This window comes from Pedobacter sp. GW821-FHT01D05 (assembly GCF_059422505.1).
Window position 1 is genome coordinate 221190 of record NZ_JBWKXA010000006.1, and the last position, 24294, is coordinate 245483.

Genomic DNA, 24294 nt, shown 5'->3' on the forward strand with positions numbered 1-24294 from the left:
ACCCTTAGTGGTAAATAAAAAATAAGGTAAAAAATTAAAATGTGATGGTATTCGTGTCTTGATACTCGATACCCATTACTTGATACTAAAAAAATGAGCACGAATAATAGCACATCAAGCAATACTAAGTCAGCGATGACCGGGCAGGGCCGTGTAGTTATTCTTGGTGCCGGCGAAAGTGGGGTTGGCGCTGCAAAATTGGCCCAGGCAAAAGGTTTCGATGTTTTTGTTTCCGATTATGGGGTAATTACCGATAAATATAGCGCTGCATTAGAAAAACTTTCTATTCCGTTCGAATCTGAAAAGCACACCGAAGAACTGATCTTAAATGCAACAGAGGTAATTAAAAGTCCGGGTATTCCTCCTACGGCCCCAATTATTAAAAAATTGGTAGGAAAAGGGATTCCTGTGGTTTCGGAAATTGAATTTGCCAAAAGATATACCAATGCAAAAACCATCTGCATTACGGGTTCAAACGGTAAGTCGACTACGAGTTTATTAACCTATCACATTCTAAAAAATGCTGGGTTAAACGTCGGCCTGGCTGGTAATATCGGACAGAGTTTTGCAGCACAGGTGGCTACAGAAGATTACGAATATTATGTGCTGGAAATTTCAAGCTTCATGCTTGATGATATGTTTGCGTTTAAAGCAGATATCGCTGTTTTGCTCAACATCACGCCAGATCATTTAGACCGTTACGATTATAAACTGGAGAATTATGCTGCATCTAAAATGCGGATTGTTCAAAACCAGACAGCAGAAGATGTTTTCATTTATTGTGCAGATGACGAAGAGAGCCTAAAAGCCATCGCGCTGATTAAGCCTGTGGCGAAAGCCTTTCCCTTTTCAATTACTAAAAAAGTAGAACTGGGTGCTTATTTAGAAGAAATTACTATACATATCCTTACAGAACCAAATAACCAACTAACCATGTCTATTTCAGATTTAGCCTTACAGGGCAAGCACAACATTTACAATTCTATGGCCTCGGGCATTGTGTCTAAAGTTTTAGAATTAAGAAATGAGACCATCCGCGAGAGCATGGGCAATTTCAAAAATATTGAGCACAGGTTAGAGCATGTGGCCAAAATTTCGGGGATCGATTTTATCAACGACAGTAAAGCCACCAATGTAAACTCTACCTGGTATGCTTTAGAGAGTATGACCAGCGATGTAGTGCTGATTATGGGCGGTGTTGATAAAGGAAACGATTACAACATGCTTAAAGATCTGGTTAAAAGTAAGGTTAAGGCTATCGTTTGTTTGGGTAAGGATAACAAACGTATCCACGATGCTTTCGAGGATGATGTAGAAGTAATTGTAAATACTTTTTCGGCAGATGAAGCAGCCCAGATTGCTTTCCATTTGGCTAAACGTGGTGATGTAGTATTGTTATCACCAGCTTGTGCCAGTTTCGATCTGTTCAAAAATTACGAAGACCGCGGTAACCAGTTTAAAGCGGCAGTTAGAGAATTATAATAGGAGGTACAATATATGTTCCAAGCACTACTTAATAAAACAAAAGGCGATAGATGGATCTGGTTGATCATCATCCTGCTTTCGCTTATATCCGTAATGGCGGTATACAGTGCAACAGGTACCTTGGCATATAAAAAAGGAGAAACGGTAGAAAAGCTTTTGCTCACCAAACATTTGATTTTTGTGCTGATGGGTATCGGGATGATCTATATTGCCCACCTGCTCGATTATCGCTATTATGCCGGTATTTCGAAAATATTGATGATCGTTACCATTCCGTTGCTGTTCTATACATTAATATTCGGAACGAATTTGAACGATGCATCTCGGTGGGTTAAAATACCGGTAATCGGATTAACTTTTCAAACTTCCGATTTGGCTAAACTCGCATTGATTACCTTTTTGGCCAGGATGCTAACCAAAAAGCAAGAAAATATTAAAAATGTTAAAGAGTCATTTATACCAATTATGGGCTCTGTTTGTGTGGTGTTTGTTTTAATAGCACTGGCTAACCTATCTACAGCATTAATGCTGTTTGGTGTAAGTATTTTGCTGTTAATTATCGGTAGGATCAGTATTAAACAGATCGCGATTGTTTGTGCAGGTGGTTTCGTACTGTTATTGTTTGTTTTCTTTTTGGGTCCAAGGAGAAAAACATACATGTCGCGTATCAATACGTTTATACATCCTGAAATGCAGCATTCAGATAAAACTTTCCAGGCAGATCAGGCAAAAATTGCTTTGGCTACTGGTGGTGTTTTTGGTAAAGGACCAGGTAATAGTACACAACGCAATTTCCTACCACATCCGTATTCCGATTTTATTTTCGCCATTATTATTGAAGAATGGGGAACTGTGGGAGGAATTGTAATCATGATACTATACCTGGTGCTTTTATACCGATGTATCAAGATCGTAACGCGGGCACCCAAGGCATTCGGTGCATTGCTTGCGGCTGGACTGAGTTTCAGTCTGACCATACAGGCCTTTGCAAACATGGCCGTAGCCGTAGGCTTGGGCCCGGTAACAGGGGTTCCGCTGCCATTGGTAAGTATGGGCGGTACATCAATGATCTTTACCAGTGTGGCCTTCGGGATTATACTCAGCGTAAGCCGTGATGTAGAAGAAAATGCAAATGCATTAACAAAAGAAGAAAAAGAGAAAGTAAAAAATAAAATAATAGTAGGTGAAATACCAGCAATAGCTTAACAGGTTAGGGCGTGGAGATCTAACCAATAACTCAATTAGAATAATAATAGAAAGCTTAGCGTACTTTGCGAAAAACTCAGCGCTCTTTGCGGTAAATAATAATTAAAATGAATAATTCCCCAAAAATTATCATATCAGGTGGTGGCACCGGCGGGCATATTTTTCCCGCCGTGGCCATAGCCAATGCGCTAAAACGCATGGTGCCAACCTGTGAGATTTTGTTTGTGGGTGCAATAGGCCGCATGGAAATGGAAAAAGTTCCTGCAGCCGGATATAAAATTATAGGATTAAATATTAGTGGAATGCAACGTGGCTCGATTATTAAAAATCTGGCGCTTCCGTTCAAGGTAATCGGTAGTGTGCGCAAAGCCATGCAGATTATTAGTGATTTTAAGCCCGATGCCGTAGTAGGTGTTGGTGGCTATGCCTCAGGCCCACTATTGTATGCAGCCTCTTTGAAAGGAATTCCTTACCTCATCCAGGAACAGAATTCTTATGCCGGAATAACCAATAAATGGTTAGGTAAAAAGGCTTCAAAAATCTGTGTCGCCTTTGATGATATGGATCAGTTTTTTCCAGCTGATAGGATTTTAAAAACAGGGAATCCTGTCCGCCAGGAAGTAGTTGATATTAAAGGAAAACATTTTCAGGGTGCCGAACTACTAAAATTAGATCCATTGAAAAAGACCATTATGGTTACTGGTGGAAGTTTAGGCGCCGGTACTTTGAATAAAGCAATTGAAAAACATTTACCCGATATCCTTGCACAAGATGTGCAGGTAATTTGGCAAACAGGTAAATATTACTATAAAGGAATTTTGGAGAGATTGGGTTTGGAATACCACCCCAATGTTCGCATCCTGGAATTTTTGAATAAAATGGATCTGGCCTATGCGGCTGCAGATGTTATTATCAGCCGGGCGGGAGCAGGGACTATAGCTGAACTTTGTTTAATTAAAAAGCCAGTGATTTTGGTGCCTTCGCCAAATGTAGCAGAAGACCATCAAACTAAAAATGCAATGGCGCTGGTGAAAAACGGTGCAGCAATATTAATTAACGACCGTTCTGCAGAAGATACCTTGGTTAAAGAGGCATTGGCATTATTAAATAACAAAGAACAGAGCGAAAAACTTTCTGAAAACCTGGGCAAAATGGCATTGCCAGCGGCAGATGAAATTATAGCGAACGAAGTACTGAAATTGATAAAATAAGCTTGAAGACTAAAGCATAAAGACCAAAGTAAAGACAGATCGTTATTGCAAGGTCCGAAGCACAATCTTAATGCGATAGAAAATAAAAAATAAAACAATAGAAAGGCAAGCTTTAAGCTTTGGTCTTTCAACTTTCAGCTTAAAAAAATGGAACTAAGTAAAATAAATAGGGTTTTCTTTGTAGGTATCGGTGGTATCGGCATGAGTGCGCTTGCCCGTTATTTTGCTAAACGCGGACAAGTAGTTTGTGGTTACGACAAAACCAGGACTAAGCTGACCGAAACCTTAGAGCAGGAAGGCATTCTCATTACGTATCTTGATGAAGCCTCTTCATTGCCTTGCGCATTTTTGGATAATCATGACGATACACTGGTGGTTTATACGCCTGCAATTCCGAAAGATTCGAAAATTTTAAACCATTTTATAAATAAAGGCTTTGCACTTAAAAAACGTTCTGAGGTTTTAGGGATCATCAGTAAAGGAATGTTCTGTATTGCGGTTGCAGGTACGCACGGCAAAACCACAACATCATCTATTGTTGCGCATATTTTAAAAGATACCGGCTACGATTGTACTGCTTTTTTAGGTGGGATAACCAGTAACTATAATAGTAATGTGCTTTTCGGTAAAAACAATGTTGTAGTGGTAGAGGCCGATGAATACGATCGTTCTTTCCTAACCTTGCACCCTGATGTGGCCGTTGTCACCTCAATGGATGCCGATCATTTGGATATTTACGGAGATAAAAGTCACCTCGAAGAATCTTTCCGTTTGTTTGCAGGCCAGCTTAAAGCAGAAGGTACACTTTATGCGCACGAAGGACTGCCACTTGAAAAAAGCATCAGTTATGCGGCAAGTTCAACAGCAACTGCAAAGGCAGAAAATTTAAGGGTCGAAGGATCGAAATTTGTTTTCGATTATACCGACAGTACACAAAGTATCAAAGACATTCGTTTAATGCTTCCCGGTAAGCATAATGTCGAAAATACAACGGTTGCCATCGCCATTGCACTGCAATTGGGTATCGATGCTGAAAAGGTAAAACAGGCGGTTGCCAATTTTAAGGGTGTTAAACGCCGCTTCGAATATATTGTGAATAATGGCAATCAGATTTATATTGATGATTATGCACATCATCCCGAAGAACTGAGGGCTTGTTTTGATGCGGTAAGGCAGTTGTATCCGGATAAAAAGCTAACGGTGATTTTTCAGCCGCACCTCTTCACGCGGACAAGGGATTTTGCTGATGAATTTGCAAAAGTTTTAAGCACGGCTGACGAACTGATGCTGTTGGAAATTTATCCGGCAAGAGAATTGCCGCTTGAAGGGATAAATGCACAGTTTTTATTGGATAAAATAACTTTAGCAGATAAAAAAATATGTGGAAAAGATTTTGTGGTTCAGTATGTTAAGGACTCAAAACCTGAATTAATTTTAACAGTAGGTGCGGGAGATATCGACACGATCATCGAACCCCTTAAAAATACTTTAAACAATGCTTAAAAGGATAAACTGGAGCGCAATTTTTACTGGCTTTGCCTGGCTGATCAGCTTGGCAGGGGTGGTGGTGCTTTTGAGTTTTATCAATGTGAAGAAACAGACTGTTAAATGCACGGATGTTAAGATCCTGATTCCCGGAGCTGATAACTTCATTGAGCGGGAAGAAATCGATGCCATTTTAAAAGAAGATCAAGGTGTGCTTTTAGGTCGTAACCTCGAGAATATAAACATTCATAAGATTGAAAAGAAGCTGCAGTCTAACCCTTACATCGGTTTTGCTAAAGTATATGTAGATATGGATGGCGTACTGCACATTGAAGTAAAACAGCGCCAACCTATCCTCCGCATATTGAACGAGAACGGACAGGATTTTTACATTGATAATGATGGACTGAAAATGCCTATTTCATCAAACTTCACTGCGAACGTGCTTGTAGCGACAGGGCATATTACAGAGGTTTTTGGGAGCAGGGTTGATACTTTGCATACACAATTGGCCAGAGATTTATATAAAACTGCGCAGTACATTAAGAAAGATACTCTTTGGGATGCTCAGATAGAACAGATTGTGGTTGATCAGAAAAACGACATCGAACTGATACCAAGAGTAGGTAATCAACGTATTGTTTTGGGAAATGCCGATTCGCTTGAAAAGAAAATGAAAAACCTGTTGCTGTTCTATAAAAAGGCCATGCCGCAGGTAGGTTGGGATACATATAAAACCATTAATATTAAATACACCAACCAGATTGTTTGCGAAAAGAGAGATTCGACAGAATTAGGAAAAAAAGTAAAAACAATTTCTGCAGCAGATAGTTTGAGGATACAGCGAAACGTAACCGATTCACTGATCAACAGCACAATTGTTGCGGCGATGGATGACCGGCCAGAGGCAGAGACAGTTGAAAAGGAAGAGTCCAAAAAAAACGAAACAAAAAAAACTGAGCCTAAAAAGGTAGAGGTACCGAAGGTTGAAGCCAAAAAGCCCGAGCCGAAAAAAACGGAAGTGAAAAAGGAAGCAACTAAAAAAACAGCACCAGTTAAAAAAGAAGTAAAAAAGCCAGCGCTTGCGCAGGCCGCCAAACCGAAGGAAACAAAACCGGCGGATAAAAAAGAAAAACCGAAGCAAACGGTAACAACACAGCCAAAGCCGGCAAAATCTGAGGCCCAACTGAAGAAAGAGAAAGAAGCAAAAGAGAAAGAAATCAGGGCCCTGGAAAAACAGTATAAAACTCAGCAAAATTAACGAATATGGACAAGGCAAAATTTACCAGTCAGTCGCCCATCGTAGTAGGATTGGATATCGGTACTACAAAAATTTGTGTTATCGTTGGTCGTAGAACACAACACGGTAAGATAGAAATCTTAGGAATAGGCAAGGCAGAATCGGCGGGTGTAACACGTGGAGTGGTTTCTAACATTCAAAAAACCGTGCAGGGTATTGCTCAAGCAGTTGAAGTAGCAAGCGGACAATCCAATGTAGAGATACAGGTGGTAAATGTGGGTATTGCTGGTCAGCACATTAAGAGCTTACAGCACAGAGGAATTTTAACAAGAAGAGAATTAAACAACGAAATCGGTAAAAAAGATATCGATAAGCTGATTGATGATATGTTTAAACTGGTCATGCCGCCGGGTGAGGAAATCATCCATGTATTGCCACAGGAATTTACCATCGATAACGAGCCGGGAATCAAAGATCCGATCGGTATGGCAGGGGTTCGCCTTGAAGCTAACTTCCATATCATTTCTGGTCAGGTTACGGCAGTAAAAAATATCATCAAATGTGTAAATAATGCAGGTTTGCAAACTCAGGATTTAATTCTTGAGCCATTGGCTTCTTCTGAATCGGTGTTGAGCGAGGAAGAAAAAGAAGCTGGTATTGCATTGGTTGATATTGGTGGTGGCACTACAGATATTGCTATTTTCCACGAAGGTATTATCCGTCACACGGCAGTTATCCCTTTTGGTGGCAATAGTGTTACCGAAGATATCAGAGAAGGCTGCTCTGTAATGCGTAACCAGGCTGAGTTATTAAAAACGCGTTTTGGTTCTGCATTGGCAGAAGAGAATAAAGAAAACGAAATTATTTGTGTTCCGGGCTTACGCGGCCGCGAACCAAAAGAAATTTCTGTTAAAAACCTGGCTTACGTTATCCAGGCACGCATGGAAGAAATTATTGAGCACGTGTATTACGAGATCAAATCTTCCGGATATGAGAAAAAACTGATCGGTGGTATTGTAATTACCGGTGGTGGTGCTTTATTAAAACACTTATCTCAGGCAGTTGAATATGTAACTGGTTTAGATTGTCGTATTGGTTACCCGAACGAGCATTTATCTAAATATGAAGATATGCCTAAAACCATTTATGATGATCTGAAAAGCCCGATGTATGCAACCAGTGTAGGTCTGCTGATCAAAGGAATCCAAAAAGCAGAAGAGTTAATTGAAGAAATGAAACAACCTGGTGTTTTTGTAGAAAAACCAAAAACAGCCAAAGAAAAAGAGAAACGCGGACCAGGTTTGTTTGATAAATTACTGGCAAAAACGAGAACTTTCATTCAGGACGATATGAATGTAAGCGATGAAGATTACTTAAAAAGTTAATTATTTTTCCACAAAAGATGAGTTTTCCACATTATCAACAGTTGTGGAAAACGTCTGTTGAAAAAGTGTTAATATTACATTGAGTAATGAACAGAATTTAAAAATTTTTAAACAACTGATTCATAAAGATATGCAGTTCGAAATGTTAAAAGATAAGTCTTCAATCATCAAGGTAATTGGTGTTGGAGGCGGTGGCGGCAACGCAGTGAACCATATGTACCTGTCTGGTATTACTGGTGTGGATTTTATTATTTGTAATACAGATGCCCAGGCTTTGGAATCTAGCCCAATACCTAACAAGGTACAATTAGGTGCTAGCTTAACCGAAGGAATGGGGGCTGGTTCTATCCCTGAGGTTGGTAAAAACTCAGCGATAGAGAATATAGATGATATTAAGGCCATGTTAGGTAGTACAACCAAAATGCTTTTTATTACAGCAGGAATGGGTGGTGGTACCGGAACAGGGGCTTCTCCAATTATTGCGAAAGCAGCTAAAGAGCTTGACATTTTAACTGTTGCCATTATTACTACACCATTTTCTTTCGAAGGAAAAAGACGTAGACTGCAGGCCGACGAGGGAATGGAAGAGTTGAAGAAATACGTAGATTCTTATCTGGTTATCTCAAATGACCGCCTGCGCGAAATCTTCGGAAACCTAACCCTGGGCTCTGCCTTTGGTCAGGCCGACGATATTTTAACAACGGCAGCAAAAGGTATTGCAGAGATTATTACAGTGCCAGGTTATATTAACGTGGATTTTAAGGATGTGCGTACTGTAATGAAAGATAGTGGCGTAGCCATTATGGGTAGTTTTGCCGCTGAGGGCGAAGACCGTGCGTTACAGGCTGTTGAAGGTGCCTTGGCTTCTCCATTGTTAAAAGATAATGAAATCGAAGGAGCCCGTTATATTTTATTGAATATCAGCTCTGGTCTGCGCGAGGTAACCATGGATGAGGTTTCGATCATTACCGATTACATCCAGGAGAAAGCTGGTTTGTCGGCTGATTTGATCTGGGGTAACTGTACCGACGAATCTTTAAGTGATAAACTTTCAGTAACCATTATTGCTACAGGTTTCCAAACATCAGAAGAACGCGTAAACGAAGAAAAAAATAAAAAGAAAATATCACTTTTAACACCTGAAGAAGCGCCGCTAGTTCGTCCCGTTGAACCAGTAAACTCTTTCATTCAGCCTAAAACAACGCCATCTTACGAGCCTGTTTTAAAAACGAAGGAAGAAGTTTCGCAGGCAGATCTTTTTGGTGGTATGTTCAATAAATCGGAACCTCAAAAAGTTCAGGAGCCAGAAAATAATGTGGTTCGCCATACTTTGATGGAGGAAGAACCTCGGGTAGAGGAGGCACAGGAAACTGGTTTTGAGTTTGAAGTGAAATTAGCAGAAACTAATTTTGTGTTCGAAACACCAGCTGCCCAAATGCCGCCAATGCCAGAGCCTGAACCAGAAATCGAAATGCCGGTTGTAGGTTTAGACGATGACAAAAGTGATGAATCGATGGAAGAGCAATTGAAAAAATCTAAAGAACGTATCTTACGTTTAAAAGATTTAAGCATGAAATTGCGCACCACCAATGGTTTACAGGAATTGGAAAACGAACCTGCTTATAAACGCAAACAAATGCAGTTGCAACAAGTTCAGCATTCTTCTGAATCGCAGGTGAGTAGGTTTACTTTAAGCAACGATCAAGACGGTGGTACTGAGATCAGGCCTAATAATTCTTTCTTGCACGATAACGTTGATTAAAACAAACCAAATATAATTTTAAAGCCCCGATTTTATTTCGGGGCTTTTTTGGCATAAAATTGGAGCGTTAAAAATCTTAATTAACACCTAAAAGATCATTAGGTTGATTTTAAGACGAATAAAGCTTAAATTCGCAAAATTTTATTATAAAAAACACATAATACATTGGATATATTTGATAAGATAGCAAAGCACATGGGGCCACTTGGGCAACACCAGAAATGGTCTCATGGGTATTTCTCATTTCCAAAATTAGAGGGAGAAATTGCACCTCACATGCAGTTTCGTGGAAAAGAGCATTTGGTTTGGAGTTTAAACAACTACTTAGGCTTAGCCAATCACCCGGAAGTTAGAAAGGCAGATGAAGAAGCAGCTGCAAAATTTGGTATGGCTTACCCTATGGGTGCCCGTATGATGAGCGGTAACTCAAACTATCATGAACAGCTGGAGCAAGAACTTGCAGCATTTGTGGGCAAACCAGATGCATTTTTATTAAACTACGGTTACCAGGGTATGGTATCCATTATCGATACTTTGGTTGACAGGAATGATGTTGTGGTGTATGATGCAGAATCGCATGCCTGTATTGTAGATGGGTTACGTTTGCACATGGGTAAACGATTTGTTTACAAACATAACGATATTGAAAGTGCCCGTAAGCAGTTAGAGCGTGCTACCAAACTGGTTGAAGAAACTGGAGGTGGTATTCTTTTAATTACTGAAGGTGTTTTTGGAATGAGCGGTGCTCAGGGTAAATTAAAGGAAATTGTTGATCTTAAAAAAGATTTCAACTTCCGTATTCTGGTTGATGATGCACATGGTTTCGGTACTATGGGTAAAACCGGTGCAGGTACACACGAAGCACAAGATTGTATTGATGGAATTGATGTTTATTTTGGAACCTTCGCCAAATCTATGGCGGGTATTGGTGCTTTTGTTGCTTCAACAGAACAGATTACCAATTTCTTAAGGTATAACATGCGTTCTCAGACTTTTGCTAAGGCATTACCTATGCCAATGGTAATCGGCTTGTTAAAGCGCTTAGAATTGCTAAAAAGCAAGCCTGAGTTAAAAGATAAACTTTGGGAAATTGCAATGACCCTGCAAAAAGGATTACGCGAACGCGGATTCGATTTAGGGGTTACCGATTCAGTAGTTACGCCGGTTTTCTTAAAAGGTGAACTTTCTGATGCCACTGCAATTACTTACGATTTACGCGAGAACTATAGTATCTTTTGCTCAATCGTTGTTTATCCGGTAATTCCAAAAGGTATGATCGAACTTCGTTTAATTCCTACAGCAGTTCACACACTGGAAGATGTACAACGTACTTTAGACGCTTTTAGCGAAGTTGCTGAAAAATTAGAGAACGGGTATTATAAAGAGAATCTTTTCGCTACTGTTTAAGATTTATAAAAATTTTACAAGGCCCTTTAAATACGTTTAAAGGGCTTTTTTGTTAAGGTTGTTTTTGTAAAAACCTGTATTTCAGTCACTTGTTGTGCGTGTTTTTAAGGTAATTGTTTATAAATGCATAGAATGTGGAAAAAAACGGTGTAGAAGGCTGTTTTTTATTGTTCTAAAAATTTTTTTATTTCATCAAACCCTTTAAATTAGAGTAGATAATTAAAAACTAAACCCTTAAAGAACCATAGGAGTAATTAAAAATGAAAAAATACGAAGAAGTAAAAAGTCTAGTGGCAGCTTTAGAAGCTGATGCAGACAAATTTTATAACAAAGGTAACAGCGCTGCTGGAACCCGTATACGTAAAGGTATGCAGGATTTGAAAAACTTAGCTCAGGCCATCCGTTTGGAAGTTCAGGAAACTAAAAACAAAGCTTAAGCGATCAAAGATATTGTAATGAAAAGCTTCAGAGATCTTCTGAGGCTTTTTTTTATGCGATATTTCTGCCTTATCCATTATTAAATATTTTCTATTATTGTAAAATATATAAGACAAATTGTCTTTCGTTGCTTAAGTTTCGTTAGCTTCCTTTTTATTTACTGGATAGTCTATTTGCGTTGCAAACATTAAGATGAAACTTCTATTTTACTATTTATTTGAAGCTTGGTGTTAAGGTAAATAAATAGCGTCCAAAATATACCAATTATGGTATGAAGTGCTAACATGATTAACAATATAAGGTGTCAAAACATTTGCAATACAATAAAGCAGAAAGTAAGGATGTAGGGTATGTGCTGAATGTGCTGGGTAGCGTGCATCCTGTAGACACTAAATTGAAAGAAGAATTTGAGCAACACCTTTTAACGTTAAGTATTAAAAAAGACCAGATACTGTTCAATGAGAACGAAGTATGTGAGTATATCTATTTCATTGTTAAAGGCGCTGTAATGGGTTGCACCACCCATAATAAACAAAAAATAACAACTTATATCTCAGTCGAAAACGATTTTGTTAGTTCCATATCAGGTCTTCATGGATCGGGTTATTCGGAAGAATATGTGGTGGCTGTTGAAGATACAGATCTGTTGGCCATCCATAATAATGAACTGAATAGGCTTTTTGCACATCACTTCGAGCTCAATTATATCTTTAGGGTTGTTTTAGAAAAATATTATAAAGATGCCCAGCACAGAGCACATATTATACGTGTAGGGAATGCAAAAGAAAGGTATCTGTATTTTGCTAAAACTAATCCAGGTTATTTAGACCGTTTGCCTTTAGAGCTGGTAGCCTCTTTGTTGAATGTTAAAGCCTCTACACTTCTATCCATCAAGAAAGACTTTTCGAAACCTAAAGAACGAAGCCGAGACCTCGCAGAATGTGGACGAAAATTGGAGCTCTACGTGAACAAACATCAATTGTTCAGGCAAAAAGACATCAGGCTCCATTCTCTCGCTCAAAAAATCGGTATAAGCAGTCATATACTTTCTGTGGTATTAAACAGCTATTTCAATAAAAGTTTTATTGATTATATTAATCAATATCGGGTAAATTGGATTAAGGACAGTATCCGTAATCCTGAGATTATGCAAAATTTCACACTAGAGGCATTGGCCTATAGTGCAGGTTTTTCGTCCAGGAGTGCTTTCTATAATTCTTTTAAAAAATTGGTAGGAATGAGCCCTCTTGAGTATTCAAAGAACATTGTAAAGGAGGAACCTTAGTTTAACGTTTTTGTTACGGAAACGGCTCTTTAAGCTGCTTTTTGCAGGCGAGTTGTATTGATTTATAATACAGGACAAACTCGGGCCTGTTATCTTCGTTAGAAGGAGCCTGATTGGCTAATTTCGTTCAATTAACATTAACGATATAGCTTTCACTGGCTTTTTTTTAGCCATAATTGATTAAAACTATGATAAGAATAATGCGTGCTGAAGACTGGGGTGAGGTTAGTACCATTTATCAGGAAGGAATCGATACTGGTACCGCGAGTTTTAGGACCCCTGATATTTCCTGGGTAGACTGGGATTCATCACACCTTAAGGCTTGTAGGTTTGTGGCCTGCAAAGGTAAAGAAATTATAGGTTGGAGCGCGCTTTTGCCAGTATCAGCAAATTATGATATTGGCAGGGTCGGTGAGACAGAAGTGTATGTTAAACATGGTTATAAAGGCCAGGGAATAGGTTCTTTATTGTTAGATGCCCTGGTTAAAGAAAGTGAAAAGAAAGGCATTTGGATGCTTCAGGCCGGGATATTTTTGCAAAATTCTGCGATATTGAAAATCTATGAAAAAGCAGGCTTCAGGGTTGTTGGCTATCGCGAAAAAATAGGGAAGGCAAAAGGCGTTTGGCAGGATAACCTGCTGATGGAAAGAAGAAATAAATTGATTGCTTAGCACCCTAAAAAAAGTATTTGTATTATAAAGACAATTTCTCTTCAGATTCTGTCATGTTGAGCCCGTCGAAACACCATTGAACAAGTCCTTCGACAAGCTCAGGATGACAAATCTATATTGTATTCAATCTCTTTTTACTAATGGATAAATTTATAGTCATCTAAACGGTCTGACTTCACAAAGCGTGTGAGCTTACCCTGATAAAAATAAAAGAAAGTAAAAGGTTCTGGTTTTGGGATAAATGAATTTGAGATCATGCGGTAAACATTTGTGCCATCATTATTGGCCAACATCAATTCTGCAGAACGATTAGCCTTTTTAAAATCACTTTCGGGCATCCCAATTGCTATTGAAGATTCAACATACGACCTGCTTTTGCAGCCCATAGCCATTATCGCCATCAGGGCAATTAATACTAATTTTTTCATTGTGTGTGTTTATTTGTGTGTATCGAAGCCAATTCAATAATGATGCCTTTAATAGGCCTAAAACTTTTGTAGCATCATAGTTTTTTTGGGTGGTTTTAAGGTGTTGATTTTCAGTTGGTTTGTTTGCGTAATTTTTTATTTACACACAAAAAAACAGATTGTCTTCATTTGCCTTTTAGCAAAATCAAACAATCTGTTCTAAAAAATATTAATAGGATAGCGTTTAAGCCACCTCGCTTAGTTTTTCTATCTCTGCAATAATCGATTTTTCTAGTGATTCAGAAGCTTTAACCAATGGCAACCTTACCGTATCGCCACAAACACCTAAATGTTTTAAAGCCGCTTTTATTCCTGCCGGATTGCCCTCCGCAAAAGCCAAACGCGTAAATTCTATTAAGCTTAAATGAGCAGGCAAGGCCATTTTATAATCGCCAGCTAAACAAAGCTTCACCATATCAGAAAATTGCTTAGGTAAAGCATTCCCGATTACCGAAATAATCCCTGCGGCACCTAAAGCGATCATCGGCAAAGTAACGGGGTCATCACCAGAGATTAAAAGAAAATCTGCAGGTTTATCTCGCATAATCTGGTTAAACTGATCGAAACTTCCTGAAGCTTCTTTAGTAGCGATGATGTTTTTAAAATCATGCGCCAGTCTGCAGGTGGTTTCAGCACTCATATTGCTTCCAGTACGGCCTGGTACATTATATAAAATCAAATCTAAAGGAGAAATTTCGGCTAAATATTTATAGTGCTGGTAAATTCCTTCCTGCGTAGGTTTATTGTAATACGGACTAACGGATAAAATTGCACTATATCCGGCAGTATCAAAAGATTTAATGTCTTCAGCAACGGCCAAAGTGTTATTGCCACCAATACCGGCAACTAAAGGTAATCTGTTGTTGTTAATTTCAGCAGTATAGGCCCACACCTTCTTCTTCTCGTCCTTGGTCATTGTAGCGGTTTCGCCGGTTGTACCTAAAGAAACGAGGTAATCTATCCCTCCGTCTACCAAATGATTAATCAGGTTTTTTAAGCCGTTATAATCAACTGATCCATCTGTGTTGAAAGGTGTAACTAATGCTACACCAGTACCCTGAAATTTGTTCATTATATAATTTACTTTTTGTTTTACCACAGAGCCACAAAGGGCACCAAGGTTTTTATTTTTTTGGTTATAAATAGCCATTTATAACTCTTTTTATTCCATCCTTTATCTTCGTCTCATTAAAATTAATGAGTAACCCTAACTTACAGTTCGAAAGTTTTAGGTACGTTATTGTTTGTGCCAAGTGAACATCTTTGAGGATGCTTACGGCTTTCACTTCCATAATCACTTTTTCTTCAACCAAAATATCTATTCTGTAATTACAATAAAGCTTTGTGTTCTTGTAATAAACAGGAAGATCTATTTGATTGGAAACCTGCAATCCAGCATTAACCAATTCGTAAATTAGGCAAGCTTAATACGCCGACTCTAATAATCCTGGGCCTAGTTCAACATGAACCTGACAGGCAGCATTAACAATTAATTTAGCAATTTCATTTTCAGTCATCCCTTAATGTATTAAAATAGTTTATTTTTAAGCAATAGGGATGCTTTTAATCAATCAACTTTGTGTTCTTAGTGTCTTTGTGGTAAACTACCCACCTATCATCTCTAAAAGTTCGGCATCGCTGATGATCGGAACGTTTAGTTTATTCGCTTTTTCCAGTTTCGATGGACCCATATTGTCGCCTGCTACCAGGTAATTTAATTTGCCGGAAATACTGCTCAGCATCTTGCCTCCATTGGCCTCAATCATATCTTTTAGCTCATCGCGGCTAAAGTTTTCAAAAACGCCCGAAATTACGAATGTTTTTCCAATAAGCCTATCACTATCAAGCGTAATTATCTTTTCTTCAATTTCAAACTGTAATCCTGCAGATTTTAATAATTCTATCTGCTGTAAATGCTCAGATTTTCCAAAATACTCAACAATACTCTCTGCAATTCGCTGACCGATCTCATCAATGGCAGTTAATTCCTCTACAGTAGCTTTACAAAGGTTGTCGATATTCTTTACGCCAGCGGCAGTTTTCTTTGCAACTGTTTCACCAACATATCGGATACCTAAGCCAAAAAGTACTTTCTCAAAAGGCATTTCCTTCGACTTTTCAATTCCTGCAAGCATGTTCTCGATCGATCGTTCTCCGAAACGGTCTAAGGTTTTTAACTGATCGGATTTTTGGTACAGGGTATATAAATCGCTAATATGATTTATCAAACCATGTTTATAAAAGGTTTCGATGGTTTCATCACCAAGTCCATCAATGTTCATGGCCTTGCGCGAAATGAAATGTTGAATTTTTCCAACAATCTGTGGCGGGCAGCCCTCATCGTTAAGGCAATAATGAACTGCTTCTCCTTCTCTTCTGATTAATTCTGTTCCACATTCGGGGCAATTGTGTAAATATTGAACCTTTGTAGCGCCAGGCAATCGCTTATCTAAATTTACCTTGATAATTTTTGGAATAATCTCACCACCTTTTTCGACATAAACAGTATCGCCTTCATGTAAATCCAAACGATCTATTTCGTTCGCATTGTGCAATGTAGCGCGTTTAACTGTGGTACCGGCCAATAAAACGGGTTTTAAATTGGCAACCGGAGTAACTGCACCTGTTCTGCCTACCTGATAAGTTACTTTTTCTAAAATAGTTTCAACCTCTGCCGCTTTGTATTTATATGAAATGGCCCAACGTGGAGATTTGGAGGTGAACCCCAATTCTTGCTGTTGGGCATAACTGTTCACCTTAATTACAATGCCATCAATGTCATAACTTAGTTTAAAACGTTCGTTTTCCCAATGGTGGATAAATTCCAATACTGCATCGATGTTAGAAACTAGTTGGTTATGTTCGCAAACATGGAAACCCCAATCTTTTACGGCATTTAAACTTTCCCAATGGGTTTTAAATTCATTTTTATCGGTGTATAAGAAATAAATAAAACCATCTAAGGGCCGTTTGGCAACTTCTTTGCTGTCTTGCATTTTAATAGTGCCCGAAGCAAAATTTCTAGGGTTTGCATAAGGGATCTCACCAAGTTCTTCACGGGCAGCATTTAAGCGTAAAAAGGCCGCTTTGTGCATAAAAATCTCTCCACGGATTTCAAAATGTTCAGGTGCTACAGCTGATTTGATTTGATGTGGGATGGTATGAATAGTTTTTACGTTATTGGTTACATCATCACCTTTGGTGCCATCGCCTCGGGTAACTGCCCTTAAAAGTTTGCCGTTTTCGTAAGTGAGGCTAATCGATAAACCGTCAAATTTCAATTCACAAACATATTCGAAATTATCGCCAATGGCTTTACGGATACGTTCATCAAAATCGCGGAGATCTTGTTCATTATAGGTATTCCCCAACGATAACATGGGGTATTTGTGGTTTACGGTAATGAAGTTTTTGGTAATATCGCCACCAACACGCTGCGTAGGCGAATTTGGATCGGCGAAATCAGGATTTGCTTTTTCGAGCTCGGCGAGGTGCTTTAATTTTTTATCAAACTCATAATCGCCAATGGTAGGCATAGCCAGCACATAATAGTTATAATTGTGCTGGTTTAATTCGGCCACCAGGGCGTCCATTTCTTCTTTTATTGCAGTTAGCGACATAAGACAAATATAGAAAAAGGAGCAGAGTGATTAATATTTTAGTTGTAAAAGCTGTAAATCTACTTTCTTGCTAAAAATGCCCATACGCTCAACAAACGGAATAACAAAGCTATTATTTAGCCAGCTGATCGATTCTGTATTGGCATAATAAGAATTTTTGATGTCGTCCTTAGATATCAGATTGATTTTGTTTATTGCGCCCGATTCCAGATTCATTTCAGCATATACGGTAGCAACTGCAGTAAGACCATCTTTTTGATTGGCTAAGATCCGAAGGGTTTTCTCTGTCTGGTTGAACGAAACCTCTGATCCCTCTCCGGCAATACTACTTGTATAATCACGGGGCAAGAATTGGTGATAAAGCGGTTTCATTTGAACATCATAGGCATTCATCAGAAGCGATCCCTCAGATGTAATAGAACCATGACTGCTCGTAATAGAGAACCTTGGGGAAATAGTAACCAGAAGTGTATTATTGTACTCTGCAATATGTCTGATATTCATGTATTTAATGTCTGAAAAAGTCAGATCGTTGAATTTTTTATTAACCGGTACAAAAGATTTTTGCAGTTCTTTAACGTGCGCTTTATCAAAAACTTCCTTTGTTGAGGTATAGGTGCCATTATTGAAATCGATTCTTGCAATTAATGTAGAGCGTTCCTTGTTCGCATTTTTGTAGAATATACCAATGTAATTTACCAGGGGCTTTTTACTGCTTGCAAAGCTTATCGACGATATCTCATCCTGGTTAAAAGCATCCAAAGGAATGCTGACTGTTTTTAGTGGGCTGGGATTACTGCTCAAATAAATGGCCACATTACATTTTCCTTTCTGAGCATCTACTGTACTGATGATAAAGCTTCCATCATCGCCACAAGATGCCTTCCAGGTATCTCCATCTGGCATGTCGGGTTCCATTTTCTGGATCTGCTCCAGCTTATCATTAAAATCGATTACGGTGTAGCTTTGCGATTCATTAAAGTCCTTCTCTATTTTAAGAGCAGTTAAAATACCAACCACTGGTAATCCAACATGTACTTTACGTTTTGCCCCCGTTAACCTGCTAGCCATTTTGAAATAGGAACCATCATTAGAGAAAAAGAATTCCGGTGCTTCAATGAAATCTTTGCTGCCATCATAAATTATCTTCTGCGAAAGTATTTTGCCTGTTTTTTCTTCCAGCAGATAGGCGACAAATTGATTAGCAAAACTTTTAAAGTAGCTACGGTCTGTAGAGGCCACAACCATAATGTTGCTTTTAAACTTTCCAATGGCCATTGGAAAACCAGTAAGTGTTGTAAGCCATCTCTGACTGAGCTTATCATCAACGGTAACCACTGCAAAATCGGCTTTGGGCACGTCGACAATCATGGCGATGGCGTTACCGGATAAATCTACCTTTGTGCCGTACCTGCTGTCATAAGAGGCCCTGATGTTCCACATTGGTTTTTTGATAACATTAATCTGCTGCTGAGCAAAGGTGTTGAACTGCAAAAAAATGATTGATAAGGAGAGAATTAGTTTAATTTTCATCTAGTTGTTTGGTTTTCCCAAATATATCAAAATAATCAAACCAGTTTTTTCTCAATCTCCTCAAAAATATCCATGTAATCTTTTTCTAGAACGGTTTTAAAAATCCCAAGTTCAAAAGTCAGCTGCTGCAACTGTTTTTCATTTAACGTTTCAGGCCACAAACGCATACAAATCCTGTTAAGAGCATAACTGATATTTTCGAGTTTTTGGTAACTCAACAGGTATTTACTGCTGATGAACTTTTCTAGGAAGTTGAAAAATACTTCTGGATATTTCAGGTTACAGTGCTCCAGAAAATCGCTTAATGATTCTTTTTTTACCGCTTCGAGTTTATCATAAAAATGATTCACCTGAACCAGATTGTGCGTTACCAATAAATGATCCAATAAAAGTTCTAAGCCAATATGAGCGAGAAATGATGGGCGGACCGCAGTATTTTCTACAATGGGCTTAATGAGCTGTTTAAGTTCGGTGGTTTTCTCGAGGAAAAAATTAGAGGAATGAAAGAGCAGGTCGACCGCTAAATGTCTTTTCCAGCCAAAAAGCAGGTTTTCTTCATCAGGATTTCCTTTAAACAGGAATTCATTCTTCTGTGGGTATAAATTTGCCTCTTTTGCAGCATTTTTAATCAGATCTGGCAAAACCGTTCCCATTACCACATTGGCATCATTACTTGTCCGGTCGAAATAATAATGGGATAAAAAGTTCATCTTGCAAGGTAATGTTTTCTGATATGGTTGTAAAGCGCCAATGGTAAAATATTGGTAAGGATACAGGACTGCAAAGCACAATTGCGATAACTCGTTTACAAAACCAACTAATTTGCTTTAAACTAAGCTAAAATTTTATCTTTGCACGCACATTATTAAAGTGTTTGTACAATGACGAATTTTGTTGAAGAGTTAAGATGGCGTGGCATGCTGCATGATATTATGCCGAATACTGAGGAAAAGTTAAACGAGGGTATGACTTCTGGTTATATCGGTTTCGACCCTACTGCAGATTCGTTGCACGTTGGGCACTTAACGCAGATCATGACACTGATTCATTTTCAAAATGCCGGTCACAAGCCGTTTGCTTTGGTTGGTGGTGCTACGGGTATGGTAGGCGACCCATCAGGGAAATCTGATGAACGTAATCTTCAAACCCCTGAAATGATTGAGCATAACCTGAAAGGGATGAAAAAGCAATTATCTAAATTCTTAAAATTTGAAGAAGGTGGAAATGGCGCAGTAATGGTTAACAATGCCGATTGGTTTAAGGATATGAACCTTTTCACTTTCATCAGGGATGTAGGTAAACACATTACTGTGAACTACATGATGGCAAAAGATAGCGTTAAAAGACGCTTGGAAGGCGATTCCGGTTTATCTTTTACCGAGTTCTGTTACCAACTGATTCAGGGTTACGATTTTTATCATTTATGGAAAAACGAAAACTGCTTGGTACAGATGGGCGGTTCGGATCAATGGGGCAATATTGTTACCGGTACGGAACTGATCAGAAGAAAAGACGCTGGTACAGCTTATGCCATTACTACGCAGTTGATTAAAAAAGCAGACGGAACCAAATTCGGTAAAACCGAAAGTGGGGCAGTTTGGTTAGATCCTGAGAAAACCTCACCATATAAATTCTACCAGTTTTGGTTAAATGCATCAGATGATGATGTGAAAAAATGGATACGCATTTTTACCCTTAAAAATAAAGAAGAAATAGAGGCCTTAGAAAAGGAGCATGATGCTGCACCGCATTTACGTATCCTTCAAAAAGCTTTAGCTGAAGATATCACCATAAAAACCCATTCAGTAGAAGCTTTAGAAACGGCTATTAAAACTTCAGAATTCTTGTTCGGAAACGGTTCATTGGAGTTTTTAAAAGGCTTATCTGATAAAGAGGTGTTTGATATATTTGATGGTATACCACAATATAAGATTTTAATTGAAGAACTTGGCGCTGGAATTGATGCAGCAAGCCTACTTGCCGAAAAATCAGCTATATTTCCGTCAAAAGGAGAGGCCAAGAAAACCATTCAGGGAGGAGGCGTTTCTGTAAACAAAGAGAAGGTAGCTGAAATGGCTCAGATCTTTACTGCAGATCATTTGATAAATGACAAATTCATTGTCGTTCAGAAAGGAAAGAAAAACTATTTCCTTTTAATCGCCGAATAATATTTTTAAGCCCAATGAAACTGAAAATAAAAGATCTATTCATTGGGCTCGAATTTAAAATTGAACAGGAAGTTGATCTTTCGCATCAGATTCTATTCGATCGAATAACCCGGGAGTTGGAAGCGCTCGATTATGAAGTAGTTAAAGGGGCTCATGAAAAGATTCTGTTTAAAGAAAGGAGTAATGACCAACTTGTTTCTACATATTACTTTTGGGATAGGGTAGATAGCGGAAGTTTCGAAATCATCAAGGCCAACAAAAGGCAAAGTCTAAAATTTCTGTTTTCGGTATCTGTATCTGGGGCAATTTTGATGATTTTTGCTATGGTTGGGATGTTTTTTGCCCTTAATTATATGTTTGATTACATTTTAATCTACTCATGCTCTCCATAACCTACTCCTGATCTGGTAACCTGTCCTTTTCATCTTTTTTACGGTTAAAGCGGTAAACTAATGTTGCGGTGGTTAGCCTCCCGATTCCTTTAAAATTCGATTCTAGATAATAGGTATCTGTTGAGGTAATCTGCTTATCGATAAACGAATCGAAAATATTGTTTACCGCTAAAGTAACTGAAACTTTATCTTTAAACAGGTCTTTACTAAGGGCGATGTTAGCACGGTACTGCGCTTTATTAACCGATTGGATATCCGTGTTTTTGGCCCTGTAGTTAAAACTGTATTCTATCGAAAAACTCTTCTGAAACTTCATCCGTGAATTGATGCGTGTAAACCAGGTATGGTCTTCAGATCCATATTCTTTATTCTCAAAGGTACCCTGTTGCTTAAAAGCATAATAGTTAAAGTCACACGATAACCGCCACCAGGATAGGGGATTGTAGGTCGTTGAAATTTCCAGCCCGTAACGGTCTTCATAATCGAGGTTAACAGGGGTATTCACAAAACCATTAACAGATTGTTTGAGTATAAATTCAAAATAATTGGTGGCATGTTTGTAGTAAATCGATGGATTTAAAGTGAGTTTTCCCCATCCTTGCAAGATGCCCAGTTCAAATGAGTTAGTGTACATCGGGTTTAAATCGGGGTTGCCCACGGTTAAGTTTCTCGTATCGGATAAGCCTGAAAACGGGTTTAACTGCCAAAACTGTGGCCTGTTTATCCGTCTGCTATAGCTTAAACGCAGATCTGTACTCTTTTGCAGTTTATAGGTAATATTTGCGGTAGGAAATAGATCGATATAATCTTTTGAAGCCTGAAAAGATCCCTGTCGGTCCGAAATGCCGATATCAGACAATTCAGCCCTTAAGCCCAGCAGGTAGTTAAACTTTTTGAATTTGTTCTCGTATTGAAAATAAGCGCCATAAATGTTCTCGTTGTACTTGAGCTTATTGTTGTAGGCCGGAAGCAACACATCATCTGCCTTGGCCCAATAGTCACTTCTGATGGATCTGATATTCGCCCTTATCCCAGCCTCAAATTTCGAACTGCCAGAAAAAGTGCCTACAAAGTCACTCTGAATAAATACCGCATCACTGCTTTCAATATCCTTTGATGTTAAACGGCTGGTATTACTTGTGGCTGGGAAAGTTTTTTGTTGGGAGATGTCCTGGTTTTCATCATCATTCCAGAAAACATATTGTAAACTCGTATTCCATTTTTGATCCTTGTTATCAAAGGTTTTTACATAATTCAGTTCGATCTGATTGTATTTTTGCGGCTCTCTGTAATTCTCGAAGCGGTTAATTGTACTATCGAGCATATTGTTTTTATTATAATAATTGTACCGGTAATTCGTGGTGTCTTTATTCACCAGCAAATCATGATAAAAACTTCCGGTCAAAGTGTTTTTGGAATTGATGTAATAATCCATTCCGAGGTATACATTATAAAGGTCATCGTTTCTTCCCTGCTCGTTATTTTGTCTTAGTATGGTCGGTATCCCATTGTTTAAAACGCTTTGGTATCGTTGCTCCGATCCATAAAGGTTCCGATAACGATAACCGATGTTACTAAAGAGATTGATTTTTTCGGTTTTATAGCTCAGGTTTAAATTACCATTGTAATTTGCCGGATCGCCTACACCTACCTGTACTGAACCGTTAAAGCCACTTAAAGTATTCTTTTTTAATACAATATTGATAATGCCGCCACCACCTTGGGCCTCGTACCTGGATGATGGATTGGTAATTACTTCTACCTTTTCGATATTGCCGGCGGGTATTTGTTCTAGACCATTGTTATTGGTCAGCATAGATGGCTTTCCATTGATGAGTACCTGTACACTTCCATTACCTCGTAAACTTATGGCGCCATTGGCATCTACATTTACTGAAGGTACATTGTTTAAAATATCATTGGCAGAGCCTCCCTTAGAGATCAGGTCTTTGCCTACATTAAATACTTTTTTGTCTAAACTTAATTCTACCGTAGTTTTTTCTGCTGTTACATCGACCGATTTCAACAACTGAACATCTTCTTTCAGGATAATGTCTGCAAGTTTAAAGCCCTGGGTTATTTCTCTGTTTTCGAGCAGCTGTGTTTTGTAGGCAACAAATTCGATTTTAATGTGAAACCTGCCAGGCTGGGTGAGGAGCGTAAATTCGCCATTGCTATCTGTAATAGTACTTTTTAAATTTTTTTGATCTGTTACCGATAAAAGTTTAATTCCTGCATTTTCGAGCGGTTTTGAGGTTTTTTCATCTATAACCCTTCCGGTAAGTTTAACTTCGGTTTGCGCAAAGCTTTTCAGTGCCGGTAATAAAAGGAGCAGGAAACACAATCGCTTAATCTGATTCATGGTTTGTTTTAAATTTCCTGCAATATGAATATTAACACAAAGTCAAAACCTGTCTGAAGCCGTATAGGTAAGCATGGCATCCAAAAAGATGTATTTTGGACTTTAACCTATTTCATCACCCATTTGGATGTATCGGTAGGCATTTTTGTTGCGTTCATCGACGGTGCAAATTCGGAT

The 24294-nt window shown here is 38.6% G+C and carries 19 protein-coding genes and 1 pseudogene; 13 read left to right on the forward strand and 7 right to left on the reverse strand.

Annotated features, from left to right (window positions below; all coding sequences use genetic code 11):
• The first annotated feature begins 93 nt into the window (after nucleotides 1–93).
• From murD to AC07VK_RS20645, 11 genes are all read left to right on the forward strand, one after another.
• Entirely contained in the window at nucleotides 94–1482 is a 1389-nt protein-coding gene (gene murD, locus AC07VK_RS20595; RefSeq protein WP_492962895.1) for a UDP-N-acetylmuramoyl-L-alanine--D-glutamate ligase, read from the forward strand.
• Between the two features lie 15 nt (nucleotides 1483–1497).
• Nucleotides 1498–2691: an FtsW/RodA/SpoVE family cell cycle protein gene (locus tag AC07VK_RS20600; RefSeq protein ID WP_492962893.1), complete on the forward strand. Its 1194-nt coding sequence runs from the start codon at nucleotides 1498–1500 to the stop codon at nucleotides 2689–2691.
• Nucleotides 2692–2798: 107 nt separating this feature from the next.
• Complete coding sequence (gene murG, locus AC07VK_RS20605) at nucleotides 2799–3902, forward strand: undecaprenyldiphospho-muramoylpentapeptide beta-N-acetylglucosaminyltransferase (protein ID WP_492955448.1); 1104 nt, start codon at nucleotides 2799–2801, stop codon at nucleotides 3900–3902.
• A 147-nt stretch (nucleotides 3903–4049) separates the two neighbouring features.
• Complete coding sequence (gene murC, locus AC07VK_RS20610; protein ID WP_492962891.1) at nucleotides 4050–5405, forward strand: UDP-N-acetylmuramate--L-alanine ligase; 1356 nt, start codon at nucleotides 4050–4052, stop codon at nucleotides 5403–5405.
• Entirely contained in the window at nucleotides 5398–6648 is a 1251-nt protein-coding gene (locus AC07VK_RS20615; RefSeq protein WP_492962889.1) for a cell division protein FtsQ/DivIB, read from the forward strand. Before murC ends, AC07VK_RS20615 begins: the two co-directional genes overlap by 8 nt.
• A 5-nt stretch (nucleotides 6649–6653) precedes the next feature.
• Nucleotides 6654–8012, forward strand: a complete 1359-nt coding sequence (gene ftsA, locus AC07VK_RS20620) for a cell division protein FtsA (protein WP_055915204.1) — start codon at nucleotides 6654–6656, stop codon at nucleotides 8010–8012.
• Between the two features lie 130 nt (nucleotides 8013–8142).
• Nucleotides 8143–9774, forward strand: coding sequence for a cell division protein FtsZ (gene ftsZ / locus AC07VK_RS20625; RefSeq protein ID WP_492963152.1), 1632 nt, complete (start codon nucleotides 8143–8145; stop codon nucleotides 9772–9774).
• Nucleotides 9775–9939: 165 nt separating this feature from the next.
• Entirely contained in the window at nucleotides 9940–11181 is a 1242-nt protein-coding gene (locus AC07VK_RS20630; RefSeq protein WP_492955445.1) for an aminotransferase class I/II-fold pyridoxal phosphate-dependent enzyme, read from the forward strand.
• A 260-nt stretch (nucleotides 11182–11441) separates the two neighbouring features.
• On the forward strand, nucleotides 11442–11618 hold the full coding sequence (locus AC07VK_RS20635; protein ID WP_492962887.1) for a BF3379 family histone-like protein: 177 nt from the start codon (nucleotides 11442–11444) through the stop codon (nucleotides 11616–11618).
• Nucleotides 11619–11920: 302 nt separating this feature from the next.
• Nucleotides 11921–12904, forward strand: a complete 984-nt coding sequence (locus AC07VK_RS20640; protein WP_492962885.1) for a helix-turn-helix domain-containing protein — start codon at nucleotides 11921–11923, stop codon at nucleotides 12902–12904.
• Between the two features lie 188 nt (nucleotides 12905–13092).
• Nucleotides 13093–13575, forward strand: a complete 483-nt coding sequence (locus AC07VK_RS20645; protein ID WP_492962883.1) for a GNAT family N-acetyltransferase — start codon at nucleotides 13093–13095, stop codon at nucleotides 13573–13575.
• A gap of 137 nt (nucleotides 13576–13712) precedes the next feature.
• Here the strand turns inward: AC07VK_RS20645 and AC07VK_RS20650 are convergent, their stop codons facing one another.
• From AC07VK_RS20650 to AC07VK_RS20675, 6 genes and pseudogenes are all read right to left on the reverse strand, one after another.
• A complete protein-coding gene (locus tag AC07VK_RS20650; protein WP_492962881.1) occupies nucleotides 13713–14003 on the reverse strand; it encodes a hypothetical protein in 291 nt (96 codons plus the stop codon).
• Nucleotides 14004–14226: 223 nt separating this feature from the next.
• On the reverse strand, nucleotides 14227–15114 hold the full coding sequence (gene dapA / locus AC07VK_RS20655; protein ID WP_492962879.1) for a 4-hydroxy-tetrahydrodipicolinate synthase: 888 nt from the start codon (nucleotides 15112–15114) through the stop codon (nucleotides 14227–14229).
• A gap of 64 nt (nucleotides 15115–15178) precedes the next feature.
• Nucleotides 15179–15559, reverse strand: a pseudogene (locus tag AC07VK_RS20660) (GxxExxY protein).
• A gap of 87 nt (nucleotides 15560–15646) precedes the next feature.
• Nucleotides 15647–17662 carry an NAD-dependent DNA ligase LigA gene (ligA, locus tag AC07VK_RS20665; protein WP_492955440.1) on the reverse strand — a complete coding sequence of 672 codons (2016 nt, stop codon included), beginning with the start codon at nucleotides 17660–17662 and terminating at the stop codon, nucleotides 15647–15649.
• 30 nt (nucleotides 17663–17692) lie between these two features.
• Nucleotides 17693–19195, reverse strand: coding sequence for a hypothetical protein (locus AC07VK_RS20670; RefSeq protein ID WP_492955439.1), 1503 nt, complete (start codon nucleotides 19193–19195; stop codon nucleotides 17693–17695).
• Nucleotides 19196–19230: 35 nt separating this feature from the next.
• Nucleotides 19231–19905, reverse strand: coding sequence for an ACP phosphodiesterase (locus AC07VK_RS20675; protein ID WP_492955438.1), 675 nt, complete (start codon nucleotides 19903–19905; stop codon nucleotides 19231–19233).
• A 171-nt stretch (nucleotides 19906–20076) separates the two neighbouring features.
• On the opposite strand from AC07VK_RS20675, the gene tyrS reads away from it, so the two are divergent.
• The gene (tyrS, locus tag AC07VK_RS20680) at nucleotides 20077–21363 is read left to right on the forward strand and encodes a tyrosine--tRNA ligase (RefSeq protein ID WP_492962877.1); all 1287 of its coding nucleotides are present in this window, start codon (nucleotides 20077–20079) and stop codon (nucleotides 21361–21363) included.
• Between the two features lie 14 nt (nucleotides 21364–21377).
• Nucleotides 21378–21755, forward strand: coding sequence for a hypothetical protein (locus AC07VK_RS20685; RefSeq protein WP_492962875.1), 378 nt, complete (start codon nucleotides 21378–21380; stop codon nucleotides 21753–21755).
• Nucleotide 21756: 1 nt separating this feature from the next.
• On the opposite strand, the gene AC07VK_RS20690 is transcribed toward AC07VK_RS20685, so the two are convergent.
• Nucleotides 21757–24117, reverse strand: a complete 2361-nt coding sequence (locus AC07VK_RS20690) for a TonB-dependent receptor (RefSeq protein ID WP_492962873.1) — start codon at nucleotides 24115–24117, stop codon at nucleotides 21757–21759.
• Nucleotides 24118–24294 lie beyond the last annotated feature (177 nt).